Source organism: Streptomyces sp. NPDC015532 (assembly GCF_043078065.1).
Classification (GTDB): Bacteria; Actinomycetota; Actinomycetes; order Streptomycetales; family Streptomycetaceae; genus Streptomyces.
This window is the reverse complement of sequence record NZ_JBIBSY010000004.1, coordinates 523,974-541,686: the sequence shown is the minus strand read 5'-3', so window position 1 is coordinate 541,686 and position 17,713 is coordinate 523,974. Positions and strand designations below refer to the sequence as shown.

At 73.4% G+C, this 17,713-nt stretch carries 17 protein-coding genes; 4 read left to right on the top strand and 13 right to left on the bottom strand.

Annotated features, from left to right (window positions below; translation table 11 throughout):
• Nucleotides 1-15: 15 nt before the first annotated feature.
• Complete coding sequence (locus ACF07B_RS16890; protein ID WP_392179463.1) at nt 16-573, top strand: hypothetical protein; 558 nt, start codon at nt 16-18, stop codon at nt 571-573.
• Between the two features lie 68 nt (nt 574-641).
• Here the strand turns inward: ACF07B_RS16890 and ACF07B_RS16885 are convergent, their stop codons facing one another.
• The 11 genes from ACF07B_RS16885 to ACF07B_RS16835 all read right to left on the bottom strand — a co-directional run bounded on the left by ACF07B_RS16885 (nt 642) and on the right by ACF07B_RS16835 (nt 11,359).
• Nucleotides 642-1,763, bottom strand: a complete 1,122-nt coding sequence (locus ACF07B_RS16885) for a zeta toxin family protein (protein WP_392179462.1) — start codon at nt 1,761-1,763, stop codon at nt 642-644.
• Nucleotides 1,760-2,071: a hypothetical protein gene (locus tag ACF07B_RS16880; protein ID WP_369480568.1), complete on the bottom strand. Its 312-nt coding sequence runs from the start codon at nt 2,069-2,071 to the stop codon at nt 1,760-1,762. The genes ACF07B_RS16885 and ACF07B_RS16880 overlap by 4 nt, the downstream gene beginning before the upstream one ends.
• Nucleotides 2,072-2,088: 17 nt before the next feature.
• Nucleotides 2,089-2,538: a DUF4913 domain-containing protein gene (locus ACF07B_RS16875; protein WP_392179461.1), complete on the bottom strand. Its 450-nt coding sequence runs from the start codon at nt 2,536-2,538 to the stop codon at nt 2,089-2,091.
• A 112-nt stretch (nt 2,539-2,650) separates the two neighbouring features.
• The gene (locus ACF07B_RS16870) at nt 2,651-4,408 is read right to left on the bottom strand and encodes a type IV secretory system conjugative DNA transfer family protein (protein ID WP_392179460.1); all 1,758 of its coding nucleotides are present in this window, start codon (nt 4,406-4,408) and stop codon (nt 2,651-2,653) included.
• A gap of 205 nt (nt 4,409-4,613) precedes the next feature.
• Entirely contained in the window at nt 4,614-6,128 is a 1,515-nt protein-coding gene (locus tag ACF07B_RS16865; RefSeq protein WP_392179542.1) for an ATP/GTP-binding protein, read from the bottom strand.
• Nucleotides 6,129-6,160: 32 nt separating this feature from the next.
• Complete coding sequence (locus ACF07B_RS16860; protein WP_369480565.1) at nt 6,161-7,654, bottom strand: SCO6880 family protein; 1,494 nt, start codon at nt 7,652-7,654, stop codon at nt 6,161-6,163.
• Between the two features lie 142 nt (nt 7,655-7,796).
• Complete coding sequence (locus ACF07B_RS16855; RefSeq protein WP_392179459.1) at nt 7,797-8,933, bottom strand: hypothetical protein; 1,137 nt, start codon at nt 8,931-8,933, stop codon at nt 7,797-7,799.
• Nucleotide 8,934: 1 nt separating this feature from the next.
• Complete coding sequence (locus ACF07B_RS16850) at nt 8,935-9,708, bottom strand: hypothetical protein (protein WP_392179458.1); 774 nt, start codon at nt 9,706-9,708, stop codon at nt 8,935-8,937.
• A 39-nt stretch (nt 9,709-9,747) separates the two neighbouring features.
• The gene (locus ACF07B_RS16845) at nt 9,748-10,047 is read right to left on the bottom strand and encodes a hypothetical protein (protein WP_329301164.1); all 300 of its coding nucleotides are present in this window, start codon (nt 10,045-10,047) and stop codon (nt 9,748-9,750) included.
• A 461-nt stretch (nt 10,048-10,508) separates the two neighbouring features.
• Complete coding sequence (locus tag ACF07B_RS16840; RefSeq protein ID WP_392179457.1) at nt 10,509-10,766, bottom strand: hypothetical protein; 258 nt, start codon at nt 10,764-10,766, stop codon at nt 10,509-10,511.
• The gene (locus ACF07B_RS16835) at nt 10,763-11,359 is read right to left on the bottom strand and encodes a hypothetical protein (RefSeq protein WP_392179456.1); all 597 of its coding nucleotides are present in this window, start codon (nt 11,357-11,359) and stop codon (nt 10,763-10,765) included. Before ACF07B_RS16835 ends, ACF07B_RS16840 begins: the two co-directional genes overlap by 4 nt.
• 196 nt (nt 11,360-11,555) lie before the next feature.
• Here ACF07B_RS16835 and ACF07B_RS16830 point away from each other — a divergent pair, with 196 nt between their 5' ends.
• The 3 genes from ACF07B_RS16830 to ACF07B_RS16820 are packed head-to-tail and all read left to right on the top strand — an operon-like array spanning nt 11,556 to nt 15,735.
• Complete coding sequence (locus ACF07B_RS16830; RefSeq protein ID WP_392179455.1) at nt 11,556-12,590, top strand: peptidoglycan DD-metalloendopeptidase family protein; 1,035 nt, start codon at nt 11,556-11,558, stop codon at nt 12,588-12,590.
• A gap of 14 nt (nt 12,591-12,604) precedes the next feature.
• Nucleotides 12,605-13,360, top strand: a complete 756-nt coding sequence (locus tag ACF07B_RS16825; RefSeq protein WP_392179454.1) for a hypothetical protein — start codon at nt 12,605-12,607, stop codon at nt 13,358-13,360.
• An 8-nt stretch (nt 13,361-13,368) separates the two neighbouring features.
• On the top strand, nt 13,369-15,735 hold the full coding sequence (locus tag ACF07B_RS16820) for a hypothetical protein (protein WP_392179453.1): 2,367 nt from the start codon (nt 13,369-13,371) through the stop codon (nt 15,733-15,735).
• 41 nt (nt 15,736-15,776) lie between these two features.
• Here the strand turns inward: ACF07B_RS16820 and ACF07B_RS16815 are convergent, their stop codons facing one another.
• Together ACF07B_RS16815 and rarD are read right to left on the bottom strand one after the other, a co-directional pair.
• Nucleotides 15,777-16,253, bottom strand: coding sequence for a VOC family protein (locus ACF07B_RS16815; RefSeq protein ID WP_369486547.1), 477 nt, complete (start codon nt 16,251-16,253; stop codon nt 15,777-15,779).
• A 254-nt stretch (nt 16,254-16,507) separates the two neighbouring features.
• The gene (gene rarD / locus ACF07B_RS16810; protein ID WP_392179452.1) at nt 16,508-17,593 is read right to left on the bottom strand and encodes an EamA family transporter RarD; all 1,086 of its coding nucleotides are present in this window, start codon (nt 17,591-17,593) and stop codon (nt 16,508-16,510) included.
• Between the last annotated feature and the right edge of the window lie 120 nt (nt 17,594-17,713).

The following is a 17,713-nucleotide window of genomic DNA, read 5'->3' as shown; positions in this document are numbered from 1 at the left end:
ACGTAAGATCTCGGCATGCTGATCGCCCGTTCGACGCAGGAAGCACACCTCTACATGGACCTGCACGCGTGCGTGTGCGGGGCGGAGAGCTTCGAGCGCGAGCACCGTCTCGACGAGCGTGACGGTGTCCTGGTCGCGGTGTACGAGGGCGTCTGCCCCCAATGCGGCCGCGCCCGCTCCTTCGCCTTCCGGCTCACCGACGAACTCCCGCCCGCGCCACCGGTGTTCGGCGGGGCCGAGCCCTCGCGGATCATCGACCCCGGGGAGTTCCTGTGGGTCAGCGACCAGGTCGCCACGGACACGGGACTGCGCCTGCTGCACACCCCGCCCGCCGAGCGCCATCAGCGGCGCGAGGGCTCCGCGTTCGCGCTCGCGGCGGTCGAGGAGGTCCTCAAGTTCCTTCCGGGGGGCGCCGACAGGGTTCCCGGGGAACTGTTCACCTCGGAGCGCGGCCTCGAGGTGTACGACAGGACCCCGCACCGCTTCGAGCGGGCCGCGCTCCTGGAGAACATCGCCCGCAAGCGCCGCATCCTGGAGAGCGTCGACCCCGTCGGCCCGCACCCGGGCGCCTAGACACTGAGCGGCGCTCACGGCGCTCACGGCGCTCACGGCGCTCACGGCGCTCACGGCGCTCACGGCGCTCACGGTGTTCGCGGGGGCCGGGGCGTGGCGCGCGCTACGGCGGAAGCGGCCGGAGACGCGGCGCCCGCCGTGCCCGGCGCACCCGCTGTCCGTCCGGCCGCCGGGGCGCTGCTTCCGCCGCCGGACCGCAGACGTGCGGCGGTGGCCACCCGGATCGTGGCGTCGCCCTGCCGATGGCCGGGCGAGGCGCCGAGCCCGGACACCGGGGCCGCGCCCGTGGGCCCGGCGGCGAACACGCCCCGCTCCGAGGTGATCAGCGCGGTGGCCAGCCCTCCCTCGACCAGCTTCTCCGCGTTCTCGCGGCCCACGGAGAACCCGCGCCCCGAGGTGCTCCGCGCGTACAGGTCCTTGATCATGACCTCGGGGGCCATACGCCCGCCGTACCGGTCGCGGCCCGCGTCGAATTCCGTGCGGCCGTGCTGCCAGCGGCCAGCGTTCTGGGCGAGGCACTGCTCGACGGGGACCTCGACCGAGAGCAGGACGCGCCGGTCGTAGCCGTCGGCCCGAAGATCGCCGAGAAGCTTCTCGTTCCAGCGCTGGTCGCGCAGCGTCGCGTCGTAGAGCAGGTTGAAGCCCTCGGCGCGGGCCCACTGCTCGAAGACCTCCTGGAGGAACGCCGACTCGCGGTGGGTGAGCGAGGCCGTCTCGGACGGCGCGACCGGCCGGCCGTCGGACAACTCGCGTGCGGGTGGCGGCAGATGGGGCGACCCTCCGTGCTCGAAGATCGCCACCTTGAAGTCGTCCGGGTCCAGGACCACGTAGTCGCGTACGTCGATGCCGTGCGCCTGCTTCAGCGCGTGCCCCAGCGCGTCGTCGCGCCCCTGCCACGTGCCGAGCCCGCGCAGCGCGCCGCCCTTGCCGGCGCCGGGCGCCCCGGCGGTGAGCAGGGCGGCGTGGCCGTCGCGCGGCAGGCCCGCGCAGCGTGCCGTGAACTCCTCCAGGATCGCGGAGTGCATCCGCTCGCGGTCCGGCGTCCACAGCGCACCGTGCCGGAACCGGCTGAACGTGTCCGTGTCACCCGGTGCGAGGTCACCGCCCGGTGACATCCGGGTCTGCAACTCCCTGTACAGCGGGCGGTATTCGTCCCTGAGCCCCGCCTCCGGCCTCTCGCCCGTGGTCATGGCCGCCGCTCGGCCCCGTCCGCCGGGCCGTCCGGCCGGCCGTCGATCCTGTGCTGGATCTCCGCCACGTCCTCGCGGGTCACCTGCCCGAGCAGCCGTGCGGCGGCGAGTACGGACAGCGTGTTGTCCTGGTGGGTCGGCTCGGGGTGGCCCTCGTCCAGACCCTCCTCGGCCTCGAAGGGCCAGGCGGCGACGGTCGCGATCATCTCCTCGCGCTCCACGAATCCTGCGGCGTAGAGGCCGAGGTAGGCGCGCAGGGAGGGGGTCGAGTCGGCCGCGGACGTGCCGGGTGCGGGGGTGTCGTTCATGGCGGGGTATTGCTCCTTCACCAGAGACTGGTCTCGTACGGATCCGGGTCGGGCTGCGGGGACGCGGCGGCCGCGTCCTCGTACGACTCGACCGCGGGCGGCGTCTTCGGGCGGTGGCTTTCTCCCTTGCAGCCCGCGAACGGGCCACTGGGGGAACGGAGTTCCGACAGTACGGCGCCGAGGTGGTCCCGGTGCCAGACGGCGGGCCCGGACGCGCCCGCCGCCGGGTCGGTGTGCTCCTGCCAGGCCAGCCACAGCCCGTGCAGCCGGGCGACCGCCTCCGGGTGCTCCCACCAGCGGGGGCACCAGGGCTGCTGCGAGGTGACCTCGCGGCCGTAGACGGGAACGAGCAGGTCGCTCACCCAGACGGCCAGCCGGCTCATCTCCTCCGTGTACTCGGGTCCGTCGAGACAGAGGATGAACGGCGGTGCGGCGGCGGACTTTTGCCCGTCAGCGGCGGTCGTCATCGAGAACACTTCCTTTCGGCGGCGGACGTCATCGGCCCCCGGCCACCGGGGACCGCTGAGGCGGCGGATCTGTTCGGGCTTCGCTCGCTTTGGACCGCTGCGGCGGCGGGTCTCATCGGTGCGTGATCCTCTCGGTCGCGCGGGTGGTGATGGCCTTCACCTCCGCCTGGGCCGCCGTCGCGATGCGGTCGGCGCCCGGTTCGGCGTACCAGGGGCGGAGCCGGACCAGGGCGGGCCTGATGCCGGTGGCCAGGAGCAGGGCGGTGCCCTTGGGCAGCGCGCGGATGCGGTCGGCGGGCAGGATCCGCTCCAGGCGGTACGACGTCGACCGGGACCGCCCGTCCCTGCCCTTGGACCAGCTGACCGTCGAGACGTCGTGCTCGCCGACCAGCCGGGAGACCTTCTCCACGAAGTCGGCGTCGTCCAGTCCCGCGCCGAGCAGCTTGATGGTCGCCGCCGACCAGAGCGCGTCCATGCCCGCCTCGCCCCAGACCCGTGAGCCCTGCCGGTAACTCTGGAGCAGCGTCACGATGTTGATGCTGCGTGAGCCGAAGTGCGAGTACAGGTCGGGGAGATCGGAGATCCGGCAGACGTTCGCCGCCTCGTCGAGCACCGCCGTCATCGGCGGTTCGAGGCGTCCGCCCATCCGTTCGGCGGCGACGACTCCGGCGCGCAGCACGGAGTCCGCGGCCGCGGCCACGACGCCGGCGGCCGAACCGCCGCCGTCCTTGGAGAGCAGGTAGAGCGTGTCGGCGGACAGCACATGGCGGTCGGGGAAGAACTGCGGCAGCGCGGGATCCGGGGTCACCCACGCGGCGATCGCGGGGTCGAGCAGACAGGCCACGCACTGGCGGCTGGTCTCGTAGATGCCGTCCCGGGTCTCCACCGCGCCCAGCACGGTGCCCTGCAACTGGTCGGCGAGCGCCGTCATCCCGGCGTCGCGCAGCAGGTCGACCGGGGTGCGGTCGGCCGGGTCGGCCAGCCAGGCGAGTACCTCGCCGATCGGCCGCCCGCCGCGGTGGGCCGCGTGGAAGAGGGCGGTGAGGGTGTTCTGGGCGGCCGAGATCCAGAAGTCGCGACGGGACGCGTCGTCGTTGACCGCGCCGACGAAGTGCCCGGCCAGCCTGCGGGCGCCCTCGATCGTGGCCGCTTCCGCGAGCATGTCCCACCACAGGCCGCGCGAGGTGTGGGCGATGCCCTGGGGGTCGAAGGTCCAGACCCGGCCCACCCGTTCGCGTTCCGCCCGCGTCACGCTGTACACGTCGGCCTTGTTCGACGTCAGCAGCACACTGCCGCGGGCCCGCAGGACGCGCGGGACCGCGATGCCGGTGGACTTGCCCGCGCGGGGCGCCATCAGATCGAGCTCGACGTCCTCGTAACTGGAGCGCAGTTCCGGGCCGCGGGGTTCCAGGTCGCCGATCAGGTTCCCGGTGTCGTCCGCGGTGACCTTGCCCAGCTTGGCCAGCCCCGGCCGGAGCTCGCGGGCTCGCCGCGCGGCGCCCTTGGGCAGGAGGGCGGCCAGCTCCTTGCGGCCCGCGAGACCGGTGGGCGCGGTCAGCCGGCGTCGTACGAGCGCGATCAGGACGGTGATCACCGCCACGACGGCCCCGAAGACCGTGGCCATGCCCGCGGCGAGCGCCGTCGGCGAGGCCGTCGGCCACAGCGGGCCGGGGCCGTCCTTCACCAGGGCCGAGAGGGTGGACAGGGCGAACGGCGGGGGATGCCAGCCGGCGCCGGTCACCGCCGCGCCCAGGGTTCCACCCAGCCAGGCCCCCAGGAACACGGTGCCGATGAGGAACGCGGCCCCCGGCACGATCCAGGGGAGGAGGTCCTCCCCGGCTCCGGGTCCCGTCCTGCGTGTGCTGCTCATCTCTGCTCCCCCCGTTGGATGTCTCTCGCCCCCGCCGCCCCTGCCCGTCCCATCCCGGGGGCGCTGCCCCCGGCCCCCCGCCGCGCTCCGCGCGGGTTCTCAAACGCCGGACGGGCTGGAATGTCCCCCCGGCCTTCAGGTCCCGGAGGGGCTGGAATGTCCCCCGGCCTTCAGGTCCCGGACTGGCTGGAATGTCCCCCGGCCTTCACGTCCCGGACTGGCTGTAGTTCGGGCCGGGGTTCTTGTGCAGGGACGGCTTGCCCGCCTCCGACCAGCGGGTGTTCGTGTTGTGCAGCGCGCGCTCGGTGTCGGTGATCGACACCTTGATCGGGATGCCGGGACGGCCGCCGACCTTGATCAGGAAGCGTCCGCGTCCGGGCGGCTCCTCGTTGCCGCCGGTGCTGGCCCAGCCGGGCGGGGACGACCACGAGGACACGAGCTCGATCTCGCGTTCGGACATGCCGACGATCTCGCCGAGTTCCCGCATCTCCGAGCGCGGAAGACCGGCGCAGACGACCATGCCCGCCCGCTCCACGAAGCCCCGCGCCTTCGCCCGGTCGGCCTCGCTGCCGAGGGCCTCGGCGTCCTTCAGCGTGTGGGTGATCTTCGCGTCGCCGAGCCCGAGCGAACGGTTCAGCCGGGTCAGCGCGTCGATCCGTTCCACGATGCCGGAGGCCGCCCGCAGCGGACGCCACAGTTCGTCGAGGACGGTGAAGAACCAGCGCTGCGGGGCGAGTCCGGCGTCCGCGAGGGCGTGCGCGGCGGCCACCGTGCCGAGCCCGTCCGACCAGGCCGCGAGCATCGCCGCGGCCGTCAGCTGGGTGTCCGCCTCGCCGATCCGGGAGATGTCCACGCAGACCGCGGGCGACGACGGGTTGATCCGGGTGGACGTCTCGGTGGCGAAGGTGTCGCCGAGCGGGCCGTCGAGCACGCCGAGGAGCGAGCGGTGCAGCGGGTCCACGGCCTCCTGGTAGCGGGCCACGTTCCCGCGGTCCAGCGTCACCGCGCGGACCCGGTCCGGCCCCTCGTCCAGCACTTTCAGCAGATCCGGCAGCAGGGGCGGCCGCCCCGGCTTCGTACGTTCCGCGAGATGGTGCAGACAGGCCGACAGCACCGACTGCTCGTGGTCGTCCATCGGACGCCCGCGGACGATGGTGATCAGCGCGGCGACCATGTTCAGGACCCGGCCGTGCGCCTCCGCGGCCAGGATCCGGCCGCGCTCGCCGCCGATCCGGGCCGCCGCCTCGCCCATCGCGCCCGGGTCGAGGACGTTGATGCCGCCGACCCCGCGTCCGATCGAGATCACCTGGCCGCCCAGCGCCCGTACGGTGTCGGCGTAGTCAGGCTTCAGGTCACCGAGGACCAGGGGCGTGATGCCCGTGGCGGACATGCCGATCAGCATGCGGTTGACCAGGGTCGACTTGCCGAGGCCCGGCATGCCCAGCATGAACAGCGACGGGTTGGAGATGTAACGGGCCCGGGTGAACCAGGAGATGGGGTCGCCGCACACCGTCGCCCCGGTGTGCAGATGCTGCCCGAGCGGAACCCCGGTCATCGGCGCGCCGGAGCCGGCCGCGAACGGCCACAGCCCGCACGCCTGCACGGTGGTCGCGCGCCACAGCGCGGGCGGGTCGACATGCCCGACCTGGCCGCCCGCGGGGCCGTACCAGCCGCGCGGCGGCGCGGTGGCCGGTACTCCCAGGGCGCCCGGTGTCGCCAGGGCGCCCGGTGTCCCCTGTGCCTGCCGCCTGCTCACAGTGCCTCCCTGATCTGGTACGGAACGAGGGTGTGCTCCCACGGGAGCAGGCCGACCGGCAGCGTGCAGGTGAAGGCCGCGGCCTGCATACGGTCGGCGGGGCGCATCAGGATGCGGGACGAGGCCTGGAGGTTGCGCACGGTGATGCCCGCGTCCTGCAACTGCTCCTCGTCGTCCACGGTGACCGTCACCATCAGTGAGAACTCCACGAGTCCCGCGCCCGCCGCCTCCTCGGCCGCGGTCTGCTCGGCGGCCTGCATCTCCGAACTGGCCCGCGCCTGGACGAGACCGCGCCGCGAGCCCGCCATGAAGTGCGCGGTGCGCCGGTCGGACTCGACGATGCGGGCGGAGGTGGCCGGGTCGATGGGCCGGTAGATCAGCGAGACCCGCTTGCGCCGGGTGCCCGGAGCCGGTTCGAGGAGCCCGCGCAGCACGCTGGAGCGGACCGTGCCGCGGGGCGCGAGCGTCAGCATCCAGGTGCGCGAGACCCCCGAGTCGTGTCGGTACGAGGTGACGGTCTCCACGGCCGCGGCCGGGCCCGCGTCGCCCCACTCCACTCCGGTCGCGGCGTGCTCGGCACGGGCGCTGAGCACATCGGGCGCGATGGCGGGGTCGTACGCCACCCGGACGATCTCGGCGAGCCGGTCGGCGGGCAGCGGGTAGGCGCTGCCGCCGCCCGCCGCGACCAGACCGGACAGCAGTCCGGGCAGCCGCATCGACAGATCGGTGACGATGTCGTCCGTGCCGCGCCTGGGGCCGCCCGTCGGGCCGTAGGTCAGGGCGATGTACGTGTGCATCTCGGAGGACGCCGACGGATAGCGCTCGACGACCTCCTCCATCACGGCGCGCGCGGCGGCCGGCGCGTCCGGAGAGATCCGGGGGAGCACCTCGGCCGCGAGCCGGGTCCCGGTGTCCGGGGCGGTCTCCACGACCACCTGGGCGCCGCGCAGGCCCGGCTCGTGCGAGAGCCGCGCGAGCCAGTCGCCCCAGGAGGCCACCCAGATGTCGATCTGCGCGGGGTCGACCAGCGATCCGCCGTCCGGTTCACAGGCCAGCACCACCGTGTACAGGCCGCGGCCCGGGTGGTGCAGCACGCCGAAGGAACGGTTGTAGGCGTCGCGGCCCTCGTGCATCCGGGTGCGCGCCAGCAGTCCGGGCGGCTGGTAGCGCCCGCCGGGGCGCTTGGACAGCGGCCCCGAGAGGTAGGTGTGCGAGCCGGACGACTTGCGCCGCGCCCAGCCGATCCGGATCGCGAGGACCTGGTAGACGTTGCGGCCGTCGACCGTGCGCAGCGCCAGTGGGGCGAGGAAGAGCGCGACCGGTACGAGGACGACGATCGCGGCACTCAGCGAGACCAGCGAAGCGAGCAGCGCCACCAGCAGTCCGCCGAAGGCGACGACGGTGCCGAGCAGACCCAGCGGACCGAGTCCGGGACGGCGGGGCCTGCGCCAGTTCCCGTACGTGGGACGCGTCATGGCGTCGGTGGACATGGGGTTCCTTCTTCCGGCTCGAAGCGCTGGATACGTGACGGGGGTGGAGTTCCGGGGCGGCGGCGGCCGGCCCTGTGACGGCGGTTCGCGCGCCGCCCCGGAACTCCCGGGGGCTCAGGGCCCCTGACCTCGTGGCCGCCGCCTACTGGTTGTGACCCTTCATCCCGTCGTTGTCGTTCAGGGAGTTGGCCACCTCACTGGCCGCCGCGACACCGGTCTGCACGGCGACCGCCGCGGCCTGTACGGCGAGGGTCGCGCCGCCCGTGGCCGCGCCCGCGCCCGCGGCGGCCGCACCGCCCGCCGCCGCGCCACCGGCGCCACCGGCGCCGCCGCTCGAAGCCCCGGCGCCCGCGGACGGCGAGCCCTGGGGACCGGTGGCGCCCCCGCCGCCTCCGCCGGCACCGCCCGCGGCGATGCTGACGGCTCCGGTGGCGACGTTGTTGACCGCGTTCAGCGTGACCGTGCCGCCCGAGGCGCCGCCCAGGGCCGCGGTCGCCGGGACGATCAGCTTGAGCAGGGCCGGCAGGGCGAACACCGCCATGATCAGCATGCCCAGACCGGCGATGGTCTGGTCGAGGTTCTTGGTGTCCTTGGTCATCGACGTGGCCGAGTAGATGATGAGCGCGGCCGCCGGTTTGTACAGCAGCCAGGCCGCGAGCCAGCCGACGTGCTTCTTCCACCAACCCTCGCCCCACCCGGTCATCGAGGAGACGGCGGCCAGCGGCAGTGTGCCGACCAGCATGATCATGACGCCGATGCGGATGTACATCAGACAGATCTGCACGAAGCTCGACAGCATCACCAGCAGGCCGAAGATGAGGATGAGGCCCGGCTGGTCGAGGGTCAGCACACCGAGCATCGTCGACGCCTGGTCGCCGAGGTCGGACTTCGCGTACACGTCCTGCGCGTACAGGTCGGAGGCCCTGGTGAGCGCCTGGACCACCGGGACGGCGACCGCGCCGACGAGGATGACCTTCCACATCCCCATGAACGCCTGCTTCATGGGCTGGCCCTTGCGCTCCAGCGCCATGTGGATCGCCGCGATCAGCAGCGAGGCCACCGCCACGTAGCCGACGAGCCAGTCGACCTCCGCGTCGATCTTGGCGATGGGCCCGGAGGCGTCTCCCACGTCGACGTTCATCCACACACCGTTGAGTGCCTTGAGCACGGCCGCGGTCGCGTCGCCGATCGCCTTGGCGAAGGCCACCACGGCACTGTCGGTGAGCTGCGTCCCGACTTCGTCGATCACACAGTCGTACACCCGCCAGGAACACGACATCTCACACCTCCCAGGTGACGAAGCCCTTGGTGCCGCTGATCTGCGACATGCCCGAATAGACGGTCCCGTCGGCGTCGGGCGCGAGTTTCCAGTCGCCGTCCAGCCAGCGCAGCGTCACCGACGCGGTGCCGTAGGCGTTCTTGCCGGGGACCCGCACGACGAACATCACGGTCGACTTCTCCTTGTCGTACGACAGGACGGTGAAGCCGGCGTAGCCGCCCCCGTCGGGCGCTCCCGAGGTCGGCTTGTCGCCTGCCGCGGCACGGCTCGCGACGAGTGCGTCGCGGCCCGCGCCGGGGACGACCTGCCGGTCGACGACCTGCCGCCAGCCCGGGTAGCTCAGGTGGTCGGTGATGGCGTGGGCGGCCATGACGGAGCCCATCGGCGTGTGGGCGAAGCAGGACCAGACAGGGCCGTGGAACGTGAGCGGGCCCACCGTTCGCGAGACCGGCACCAGACCCGTCCCGTCGGCCTTCCACGTGAAGTCCTTCGGGGCCCGGGTGGGCTTGGCCTGGCCGCTGTCGTCGGTGCGGCAGCCGGCGGGGCGGGCGTCCGCCCCGCCGCCGTGCCGGTCCGCGTCCCCCTCCGCGGAGGGGGACGCCTTGCCGCCGCCCGACGCGTCGGCCGGTGTCCCGTCGCCTCCGCTGAGCATCGTGGCACCGGCGAGTACGAGCAGCACCAGCAGGAACCCGGCCGACAGGACCCAGCTCCGCTGCTGCCAGAACGGCTGTTCCCACTCCCCGCTGCCCCCTTGGGGCCGACCGGAGTTCAGCATGGTTGCGCTCCCTTCGCTCAGGCTCTGACGAGGTGTCGGTCAGGCGAAGACGAAGGTGACGACGGGACCCGCGGTGGCCACCAGGACGCAGCCGCCGAGCACCATGCCGAGGCGGCCCATGTGCTCCGAGCCCTCGCCGCGGCGCATCGAGATCGCCATCATGGCGCCGGTGATGAGCACACCCGCGACGCCCGCCGCGGTGCCGGCCCAGGCGAGGATGCCGAGGACGGTGTCGACCTTGCCGGTGAGCGCGTTCGGCGCGTCGCGGTTGGGGTTGGGGATCTTCCCGTCCGCCAGATAGACGTACTGGTGGGCCTGGGCTGCTATCGCCTTGAACATTGTCTCTCCCCGATACGGCCGGCTGCCGCGCACACGTCCTGGACGGGGCGGAACTGCCGGGTTCTGAGCGGCACTTGCTCGGTACGAGCGGTACGTGCTTGCTGTGAGCGGTACGTGAGGGCGATGAAGATCCGTGGGACGCCCTGCGTTCCCGGTGCACAGTGAGCTTGGCGACTTCTGTGGGCCGGGGCCAAGCGATGTGGGAGACCAGCACCTGTCGGTGACGTGTCCGTGACAGACGGGAAGAGACCGTCATGAAAGACGAGGTGGGAGGCGCGACAAAGAGGTGAGGCACCATCAGGTGTGATGGTGCCTCGGAAGATCTCCCCGATGCGCGCGTGGGCCGGACGGTGTCCGGCGGATGGCGGAAGGCGTACGGCCGGCGGCGCCCGACGGATGGTGGCCGGTCTCCGCCGGACGGCGCCCGTGCGGCGGGGTCGCCTCCGTGAGCGTCGGACGGCTCAGAGCACGAAACCGACGATCGGGCCCGCCGTGGCGCCGATGACGCAGGCGCCCAGCACCATCAGGAACTGACTCAAGTGCTCCTCGAACTCACCGGACTTGACGGCCAGCGCCATCCTGGAGCCCACCATCATCAGACCCGCTACACCGGCGGCGGTGACGAGCCAGGCGATGATGCCGAGGACGTAGTCGAGCTGGCCGGTGACCTTCGCGTCCACGGCCAGCGGGGTGGCGGCGAGCGCGTGCAGGGCGGTCATGGCGCGGTCCTTCCCGTCAGCCGGGCCAGGGAGGCCGCCTCGCGGGGCAGCGGTCCGGAGAGGTCGCCGGTGCGCCACGCGGGCATCCACGGCACCCGGTAGACGTCGATGGCCGAGTTGATGACCTTGACGCGCTGGGTGAGCTGACGCGGCAGCCGGCCGGGCGCGTCCGCGACCAGGACGATGGCGTCGAGATCGAGTCCCGGCGGCGCGTCGCCCCGGCGGAAGATGTCGAGGGTGTGCGACACGGCGTCCAGTCCCGCCGCGTGCGTACGCCCGACGAGCAGGACCGAGGCCGGGTCGCCCCGGTCCGGCCGGGGCCAGTCGCGGCCCGCGTCATGGCCGCCGAAGACGCTGGCGAGCGTGGAGGAACCGGCTCCGCCGTGCGTGGCGATCCAGGAGAACCGGCGCGCGCGGGCCATGGGGCGGCGCTCCTCCTCGTAGTGCGGCGGAGGCTGTTCCGGTTCCCCGGCCGCCCCGCGGATCCATATCTCGGGCCCGTCCGGCCCGCTCCCGTGCGGCACCGCGCCGTCTCTGCCGCGCGGCGGCACTCCTTCGCTCCCGCGCACGGCCACCCTCTCGTTCACCCGCATCGCCACCCCTCGATCCCTCGCATGGGTGCTCTCTTTCGTCGTCGGTGGACCGATCCTCCCGGCGGCGGGGCGAGTTGGGTAACGGGGCGTGAGTTCCTGGGACGAGCCTGTGACGCCGTGGTGACGCGGGAATCGGGTGGGAGCCGAGAGACTCGACTGCATGTACACGACCGGAACATGAGGCTGAGGGGGGCCGATGTCCAACGGGGGCGGATCCACCATGACCTGGGTGGTCGGCGGCTGCCTGGCCGTCGTGATCATGCCGGTGGTCATGATGGTCGCGGTGAGCGGGGCGTCGAGCGAGGAGGATCCGGGGTCGGGCGCGGGCGGGGGCCTGAAGGACGGTGCCGTGCCTCAGAGTTACGTGCCCTGGGTGCTGAAGGCGGGCGCCATGTGCGAGGTCATCAAGCCCGCGGTCATCGCCGCGCAGATCGAGGCCGAGTCGGGCTGGAACCCCAACGCCCGTTCCCCCGTGGGCGCCGAGGGGCTGTCGCAGTTCATGCCGGGGACCTGGCCGAGCTGGGGCAAGGACGACGACGGCAACGGCCGGGCCTCGCCGTTCGATCCCGGTGACGCGATCATGGCGCAGGGCCGTTACGACTGCGCTCTCGCCAAGAAGGTCGAGGGGTACAAGAACCGCGGCGAGGCGAGCGGCGAGACCCTCGACCTCGCGCTCGCGGCGTACAACGCGGGCCCCGGCGCGGTGTACCAGTACCACGGCATGCCGCCGTACACCGAGACCCGGAACTACGTCGCCCGCATCAAGTCCCTGATACCCAAGTACGAGTCGGTGGACGATCCGCCGGGCACCATTCCCCCCGGCCAGAAGCTGGCGATGCCGCTCTCCGGCCATCCGCGGGTGACGTCCCCGTACGGCATGCGCCTTCACCCGATCAAGCACGTCTACAAGCTGCACACCGGCATCGACTTCGCGGCGCCGCTGGGTACGCCGTTCAAGGCGGCCCGGGGTGGCACGGTCACCTTCGCGGGCTGGTCCAACGGTTACGGCAACCGCGTGGTCATCTCGCACGGGACCATCGACGGCGACCGCGTCTCGACGACGTACAACCACATGCGGAGCCTCAGCGTGCACGTCGGCCAGCAGGTGCAGGTCGGCCAGAAGGTGGGCGAGGTGGGCTCCACCGGTCTCTCGACGGGGCCGCACGCGCACTTCGAGGTCCAGCTGAACGGCACGTACGTGGATCCGGCACCCTGGCTGGGGCTGAAGTGAGGAGGGAGGCGAGGATGAGGACGACACGGACGGGTACAGCGGTCCGTACGGGGGTACGCGGGACGTTCGCCGCGCTGGCGGTCGTGTCCGTGGCCGGGGTCCTGGCGTTGACGGGCTGTGGCCTGCGGGACCATCGTGATGACGTGGGCGTGCCGGGTTCGTCGCCCTCCGTGGTGCCGTCCGTGGCACCGAAGGCGTCCCTCCCGCCGGGCAGGCCGCTGGGCACGGACGCACACGTGCCGAGCCCGTCGGGTGTCGACGGGACGGACGCGACGGCAGTATCGGAGGCGTGGGCGGAGGTGGCGTACGGCTATGACACGAAGTACGACTACGGTCCCCACGACGCCATGCTGCGTTCCGCGCGCTGGTTCACCGCGTCCAAGGCCGCGGCCGAGCGGTCGTACCACCCCGCGAGCGGGGCGGGCGCCCAGTGGAACACCTGGGCCGGCCACCGGGCCTGGATCACCGTGGACGTGACCGCGGACGACGACGCCGACGGCCCCGCCGACACGGCCGTCCTGGCCTACCGCGCGCTCTTCGTGGAGGGCACGGCCCACGGCCGCGACGGCTGGACGAGCGCGGGTCCGCGCGCGAACGTCTACCTCAAACTGACCCGGGCGGGTGGCGGCCGTCCGTGGCACGTCGCCGAGGTGACGACCGTGGAGGCGGCCGACCCGCCTCCCCTGCCGTCAGCCTCCGAGCCCTCGACGCCGGCCTCGGCCTCGGCCTCGACGATGTCCCCGAACCCGTCCTCGACCACCCCTTCGTGAGGGAACCGATGTCTCGACTCAGCCGCGAACAGAAGCGGGAACTCAAGCGGCAGCGCTCGGCGGCAGGTGCCGGAGGGCAGCCGACCGCCGGGACGGCGCCGATCGAGGTGCACGTGACGGCGTCCGCGGACGCCGCGGTGGCGCCCGGGGCCGCCGGGGTGCAGGGCTGTGCCACGGTCGGCGGGATGCCGGTCGTGGCCGCGCCCGGCGAGACGGTCCAGGGCGCGATCCTGAACTACCTGCACCGCCTCGCCCTCGCCACCGGTCACCCGGTGCTGGCCAGCATCCACGACGAACGCATCGGCTTCGTCGTCCCGCTCCAGGTGCACGTCGACGGTTCCAGCCGCTACACGGCGGAGCCGGTACGGGTGGCACCTCCCGCGCCGCCCGTGCGGGGGAGCGAGTCCCGGCCCGATAGGCGCCCGCAGCTTCCGCCCCAGGAGCACCGCCACACCCCATCCGAGGGCCACCCCCACGCCCCGGCCCACGACTTCACCGAGCCCTCGCCCCGGCAGCCACAGCCACCGGTTCGTGAGCAGCACGCGCAGCCCCCGGCTCCGGAACGGCGTCCACAGTCCCCGGCTCCCGAGCGCCCGCCCTTCGGAGCCGGGGGACACCAGCAGCCCCCGGCTCCCGAGCGCCCGCGGCATCCGGTCGGCGAGGTCCCGCAGACGCCGTTCCAGGGGAGGCCGCAGTCTCCGGCCGAGGGCGTACCGCAGGCCCCCGCCCAGCGACGTCCGGAGGTCCCGACTCCGCCGCTTCCGCCCGTCCCGATGCCCGCCGAGACGCCCGTACACGCGTCAGAGGCTCCGGACGCTCCGGACGCTCCGGAGGCCCCGGCCGTCCCGCGCCGGGACAAGGCGACGTTCCTCCTGCGCGCGGTGCCGGAACCCCCTGCGCGACCGATCCCGGGACCGGAGTCCGGCACACCGTCGGCCCCGGCGACGACACCCGAGCCGGTGCCCGCACCCGCGTACCCGCCCACGGCACCGCCCGCCCGCCCGGAGTTCGTCGGGGAGTCGCGGCCGACGCCGGTGCGCCCGCAGGAGCCGGCGGTGACGGCGGAGTTCGTGCCGCAGCCCGCGGCGGAGCCGGCGCCTCGCCCGGAGTTCGTCGGGGAGTCGCGGCCCGCGCCGGTGCGTGGGCAGGAGCCGGCGGTGACGGCGGAGTTCGTGCCGCAGCCCGCGGCGGAGCCGACGCCTCGCCCGGAGTTCGTGCCGCAGCCCGCGCCGGTGCGTGGGCAGGAGCCGGCGCCTCGCCCGGAGTTCGTCGGGGAGTCGCGGCCCGCGCCGGTGCGCCCGCAGGAGCCGGCCGTGACCGCCGAGTTCGTGCCGCAGCCGCAGCTACAACCGCAGCCCGTGCAGCCGGCATCCCCGGAATCCGTGCCCGCCCCGGCGCCCGCGCCCGTGCCCGCCCCCGCGGCGATGGCCGAGCCGGTCGTCACCGCGGGTCCCGGTGCGGGGGCCGGTCCGGCGAACGGCGGTGCCGTCGCTCCTGCCCCGGGCCCCGATCAGGTGCCCGCGGCCGACCCCGCCGTGCCCGGTACTCCCACGCCGTCCACCTTCGTGCTGCGGGCGGTACCCGAACCGAAGCCGCTGCCCGGGGCCGCGTCGACACGCGTCCTGCGGGCCGTGCCGGAGTCGGCGGCCGCCGCGGTGCCCGCTCCGACGGGAGAGTTCGGCCCGGTCCCGGAGCCGGAGCGCGTCCCCGAGCCGAAGGCGGCCGCCCCGGAGCGGAAGCCCGCTTCCGCGATGGAGGCCCTAGCGCTGCTCGGCCCGGAGCCGGAACCGAAACCGACCCCCGCCCGCGGCTTCGACGCCGTGGCCGAGGCGGTGCTCGCGCCGAGTCCGCGGGAGCCGGCCGCGGAACGGGACGCCGCCTCGGCGTTCCTCGCCGAGCCCGTCGCCCGGATCAACGAGGCCGTGAAGATGGGCCGGATCGAGGCCGCCGCGGGCATGGCGGAGCGCGCCGTCGCGGAGGCGGCCCAGGCACTGGGCCAGGAACACCCCGAGGTGCTGAAGCTGCGCGAACTGACCGCGTACATCGCCTACCTGGCGGGTGACGCGCTCAGGTCGTTCCATCTCTCGCTGGATCTCGCGAGGGTCCGCCGACGTCACCGGGACTCCGGGGCCGCCTACGGAAACGTCCAGAGCGCCGCCGCCGCGTGGCGGGCCGTCCGCGATCCCCTCCAGGGCCTGCACCTCGGGCGGGACCTGATCGGACTGTGGACCGAGCTCGCGGCCGACGACGGTCCCGCCGCCGACGACCTCGAACAGCTCGAATCGGCCCGCACCCGCATGATCCGCCTCGCGGAACGCGCCCGTCTCGCCGCGGACAACCCCTACGCCCGGACGCCCCGCGCCCACGGTGAGTGAGGAGCGGAGCGGCCGGGCGGCGGCGCTGCCGCTGCCCGGCCTCAGCTGACGCAGAACTCGTTGCCCTCGGGGTCCGTCATCACGACCCACTCGCCCGCGGGTTCCTTCACCTCGCGCAGGACGGCGGCGCCCAGCGAGGTCAGGCGCTCGACCTCGCCGGCGCGCCGGCCCTCGCCGGGATGCAGGTCGAGGTGGAGCCGGTTCTTCTGCGTCTTGGGTTCGGGGACCCGCTGGAAGAGCAGGCGCCGCCCGAGGCCGGTACCGCGTTCCTCGTCGTACGGGTCCTCGGGATGCCGTACGGCGATCAGGTCCCGGAAGGCCGGGCGGCCGTGGAAGTCGACGGTGGCCTCGGCCGGCAGGGCGCCGAGGCTCAGCAGTTGCTCGATGAAGGCGCTGTTGTCCTCGACCGTGTAACCGAGCGCGGCGGACCAGAAGTCGGCCTGCGCGTGCGGATCCGCGGAGTCGATGACGAGTTTCCAGTGGACGGGTGTGGTCGCGGGCACGGGAGTCGGCGTCATGAGCCACTCATAGTGGGTGTCCGGCCGAGCGGGCAAGGACACGCGCCGGACCCGCCCTCATGTCGTACGGAGGAAGACCCCGCCGGTTGGCCCCGGGCCCGCCTTCACGTCGTACGGAGGAAGGCCCCGCCGGTTGGCCCCGGACCCGCCTTCACGTCGTACGGAGGAAGGCCCCGCCGGTTCGCCCCGGACCCGCCCTCATGTCGTACGGGAGAAGGCCCCGCCGGTTCGCGCCGGGCGAGGCCGCCCGTTCGTCACGAGGTGCCGTGCGACCCGGTCCGACCGGCGGAGCCGACGGTGCCGGCGGCGATTGCCGCGGCCTCGGGCGCCGTGCCCGCGGCGACGGCGGCGACCTCCGCGATCCCGGCGGTGGCACCCGCGGCACCCGCCCCGGTGCCGGCGGCCGTCGCCGCCGAGTCCGCGCGGGCCGCTTCCCGCAGGGCCCGCGCACCGCGGCGCGCGGCGCGCAGCGCGTCGAACGTCAGGAGCGACAGCGCGAGCCACACCAGCGCGAACCCGGCCCACCGCTCGGCCGGCATGGCCTCGTGGAAGTAGAAGATGCCGAGGAGGAACTGGAACACGGGCGCCATGTACTGGAGCAGGCCCAGGGTGGACAGCGGCACGCGGATCGCGGCGGCGCCGAAGCAGATCAGGGGGATCGCGGTGACCACACCGGTCGCCGCGAGCAGCGCGGCGTGCCCCGGCCCCTGCGCGGTGAACGTCGCGTCGCCGCGCGAGCCCACCCACAGCAGATACGCCAGCGCGGGCAGGAACTGGATCGTGCTCTCGGCGGCGAGCGATTCGAGGCCGCCGAGGTTGACCTTCTTCTTCGCCAGGCCGTACGTGGCGAAGGAGAAGGCGAGACAGAGGGAGATCCACGGCGGGCGGCCGTAGCCGATCGTCAGGACGAGGACGGCCGCGGCGCCGACGCCCACGGCGGCCCACTGCACCGGCCGCAGCCGCTCCTTGAGGAGCAGCACGCCCATCGCGATGGTGACCAGGGGGTTGATGAAGTAGCCCAGCGAGGCCTCCACCACGTGCCCTGAGTTGACCGCCCAGATGTAGACGCCCCAGTTGACGGTGATGACCGCCGCCGCGACCGTGATCAACGCCAGCTTGCGCGGCTGCCGCAGCAGTTCGCCCGCCCAGGCCCAGCGCCGCGTCACCAGCAGCAGGACGCCGACCACCGCCAGGGACCACACCATCCGGTGGGCGAGGATCTCGATCGCTCCGGCGGGCTTCAGCAGCGGCCAGAAGAGGGGGACGAGCCCCCACATCCCGTACGCCGCGAAGCCGTTCAGCAGACCTATGCGCTGCTCGCCTCTCGACTTCCCGGCCACCGGCGTCTCCTTCTCCCACGGTCTCGGACGACTGTCGCGTCCCGCGCTCCGGCGCTCCCGCGGGGTCGGGGAACTTCCGTGCAGCATGAAAGAAGGTAGCGCCGTACGCTCCCGCCTGTC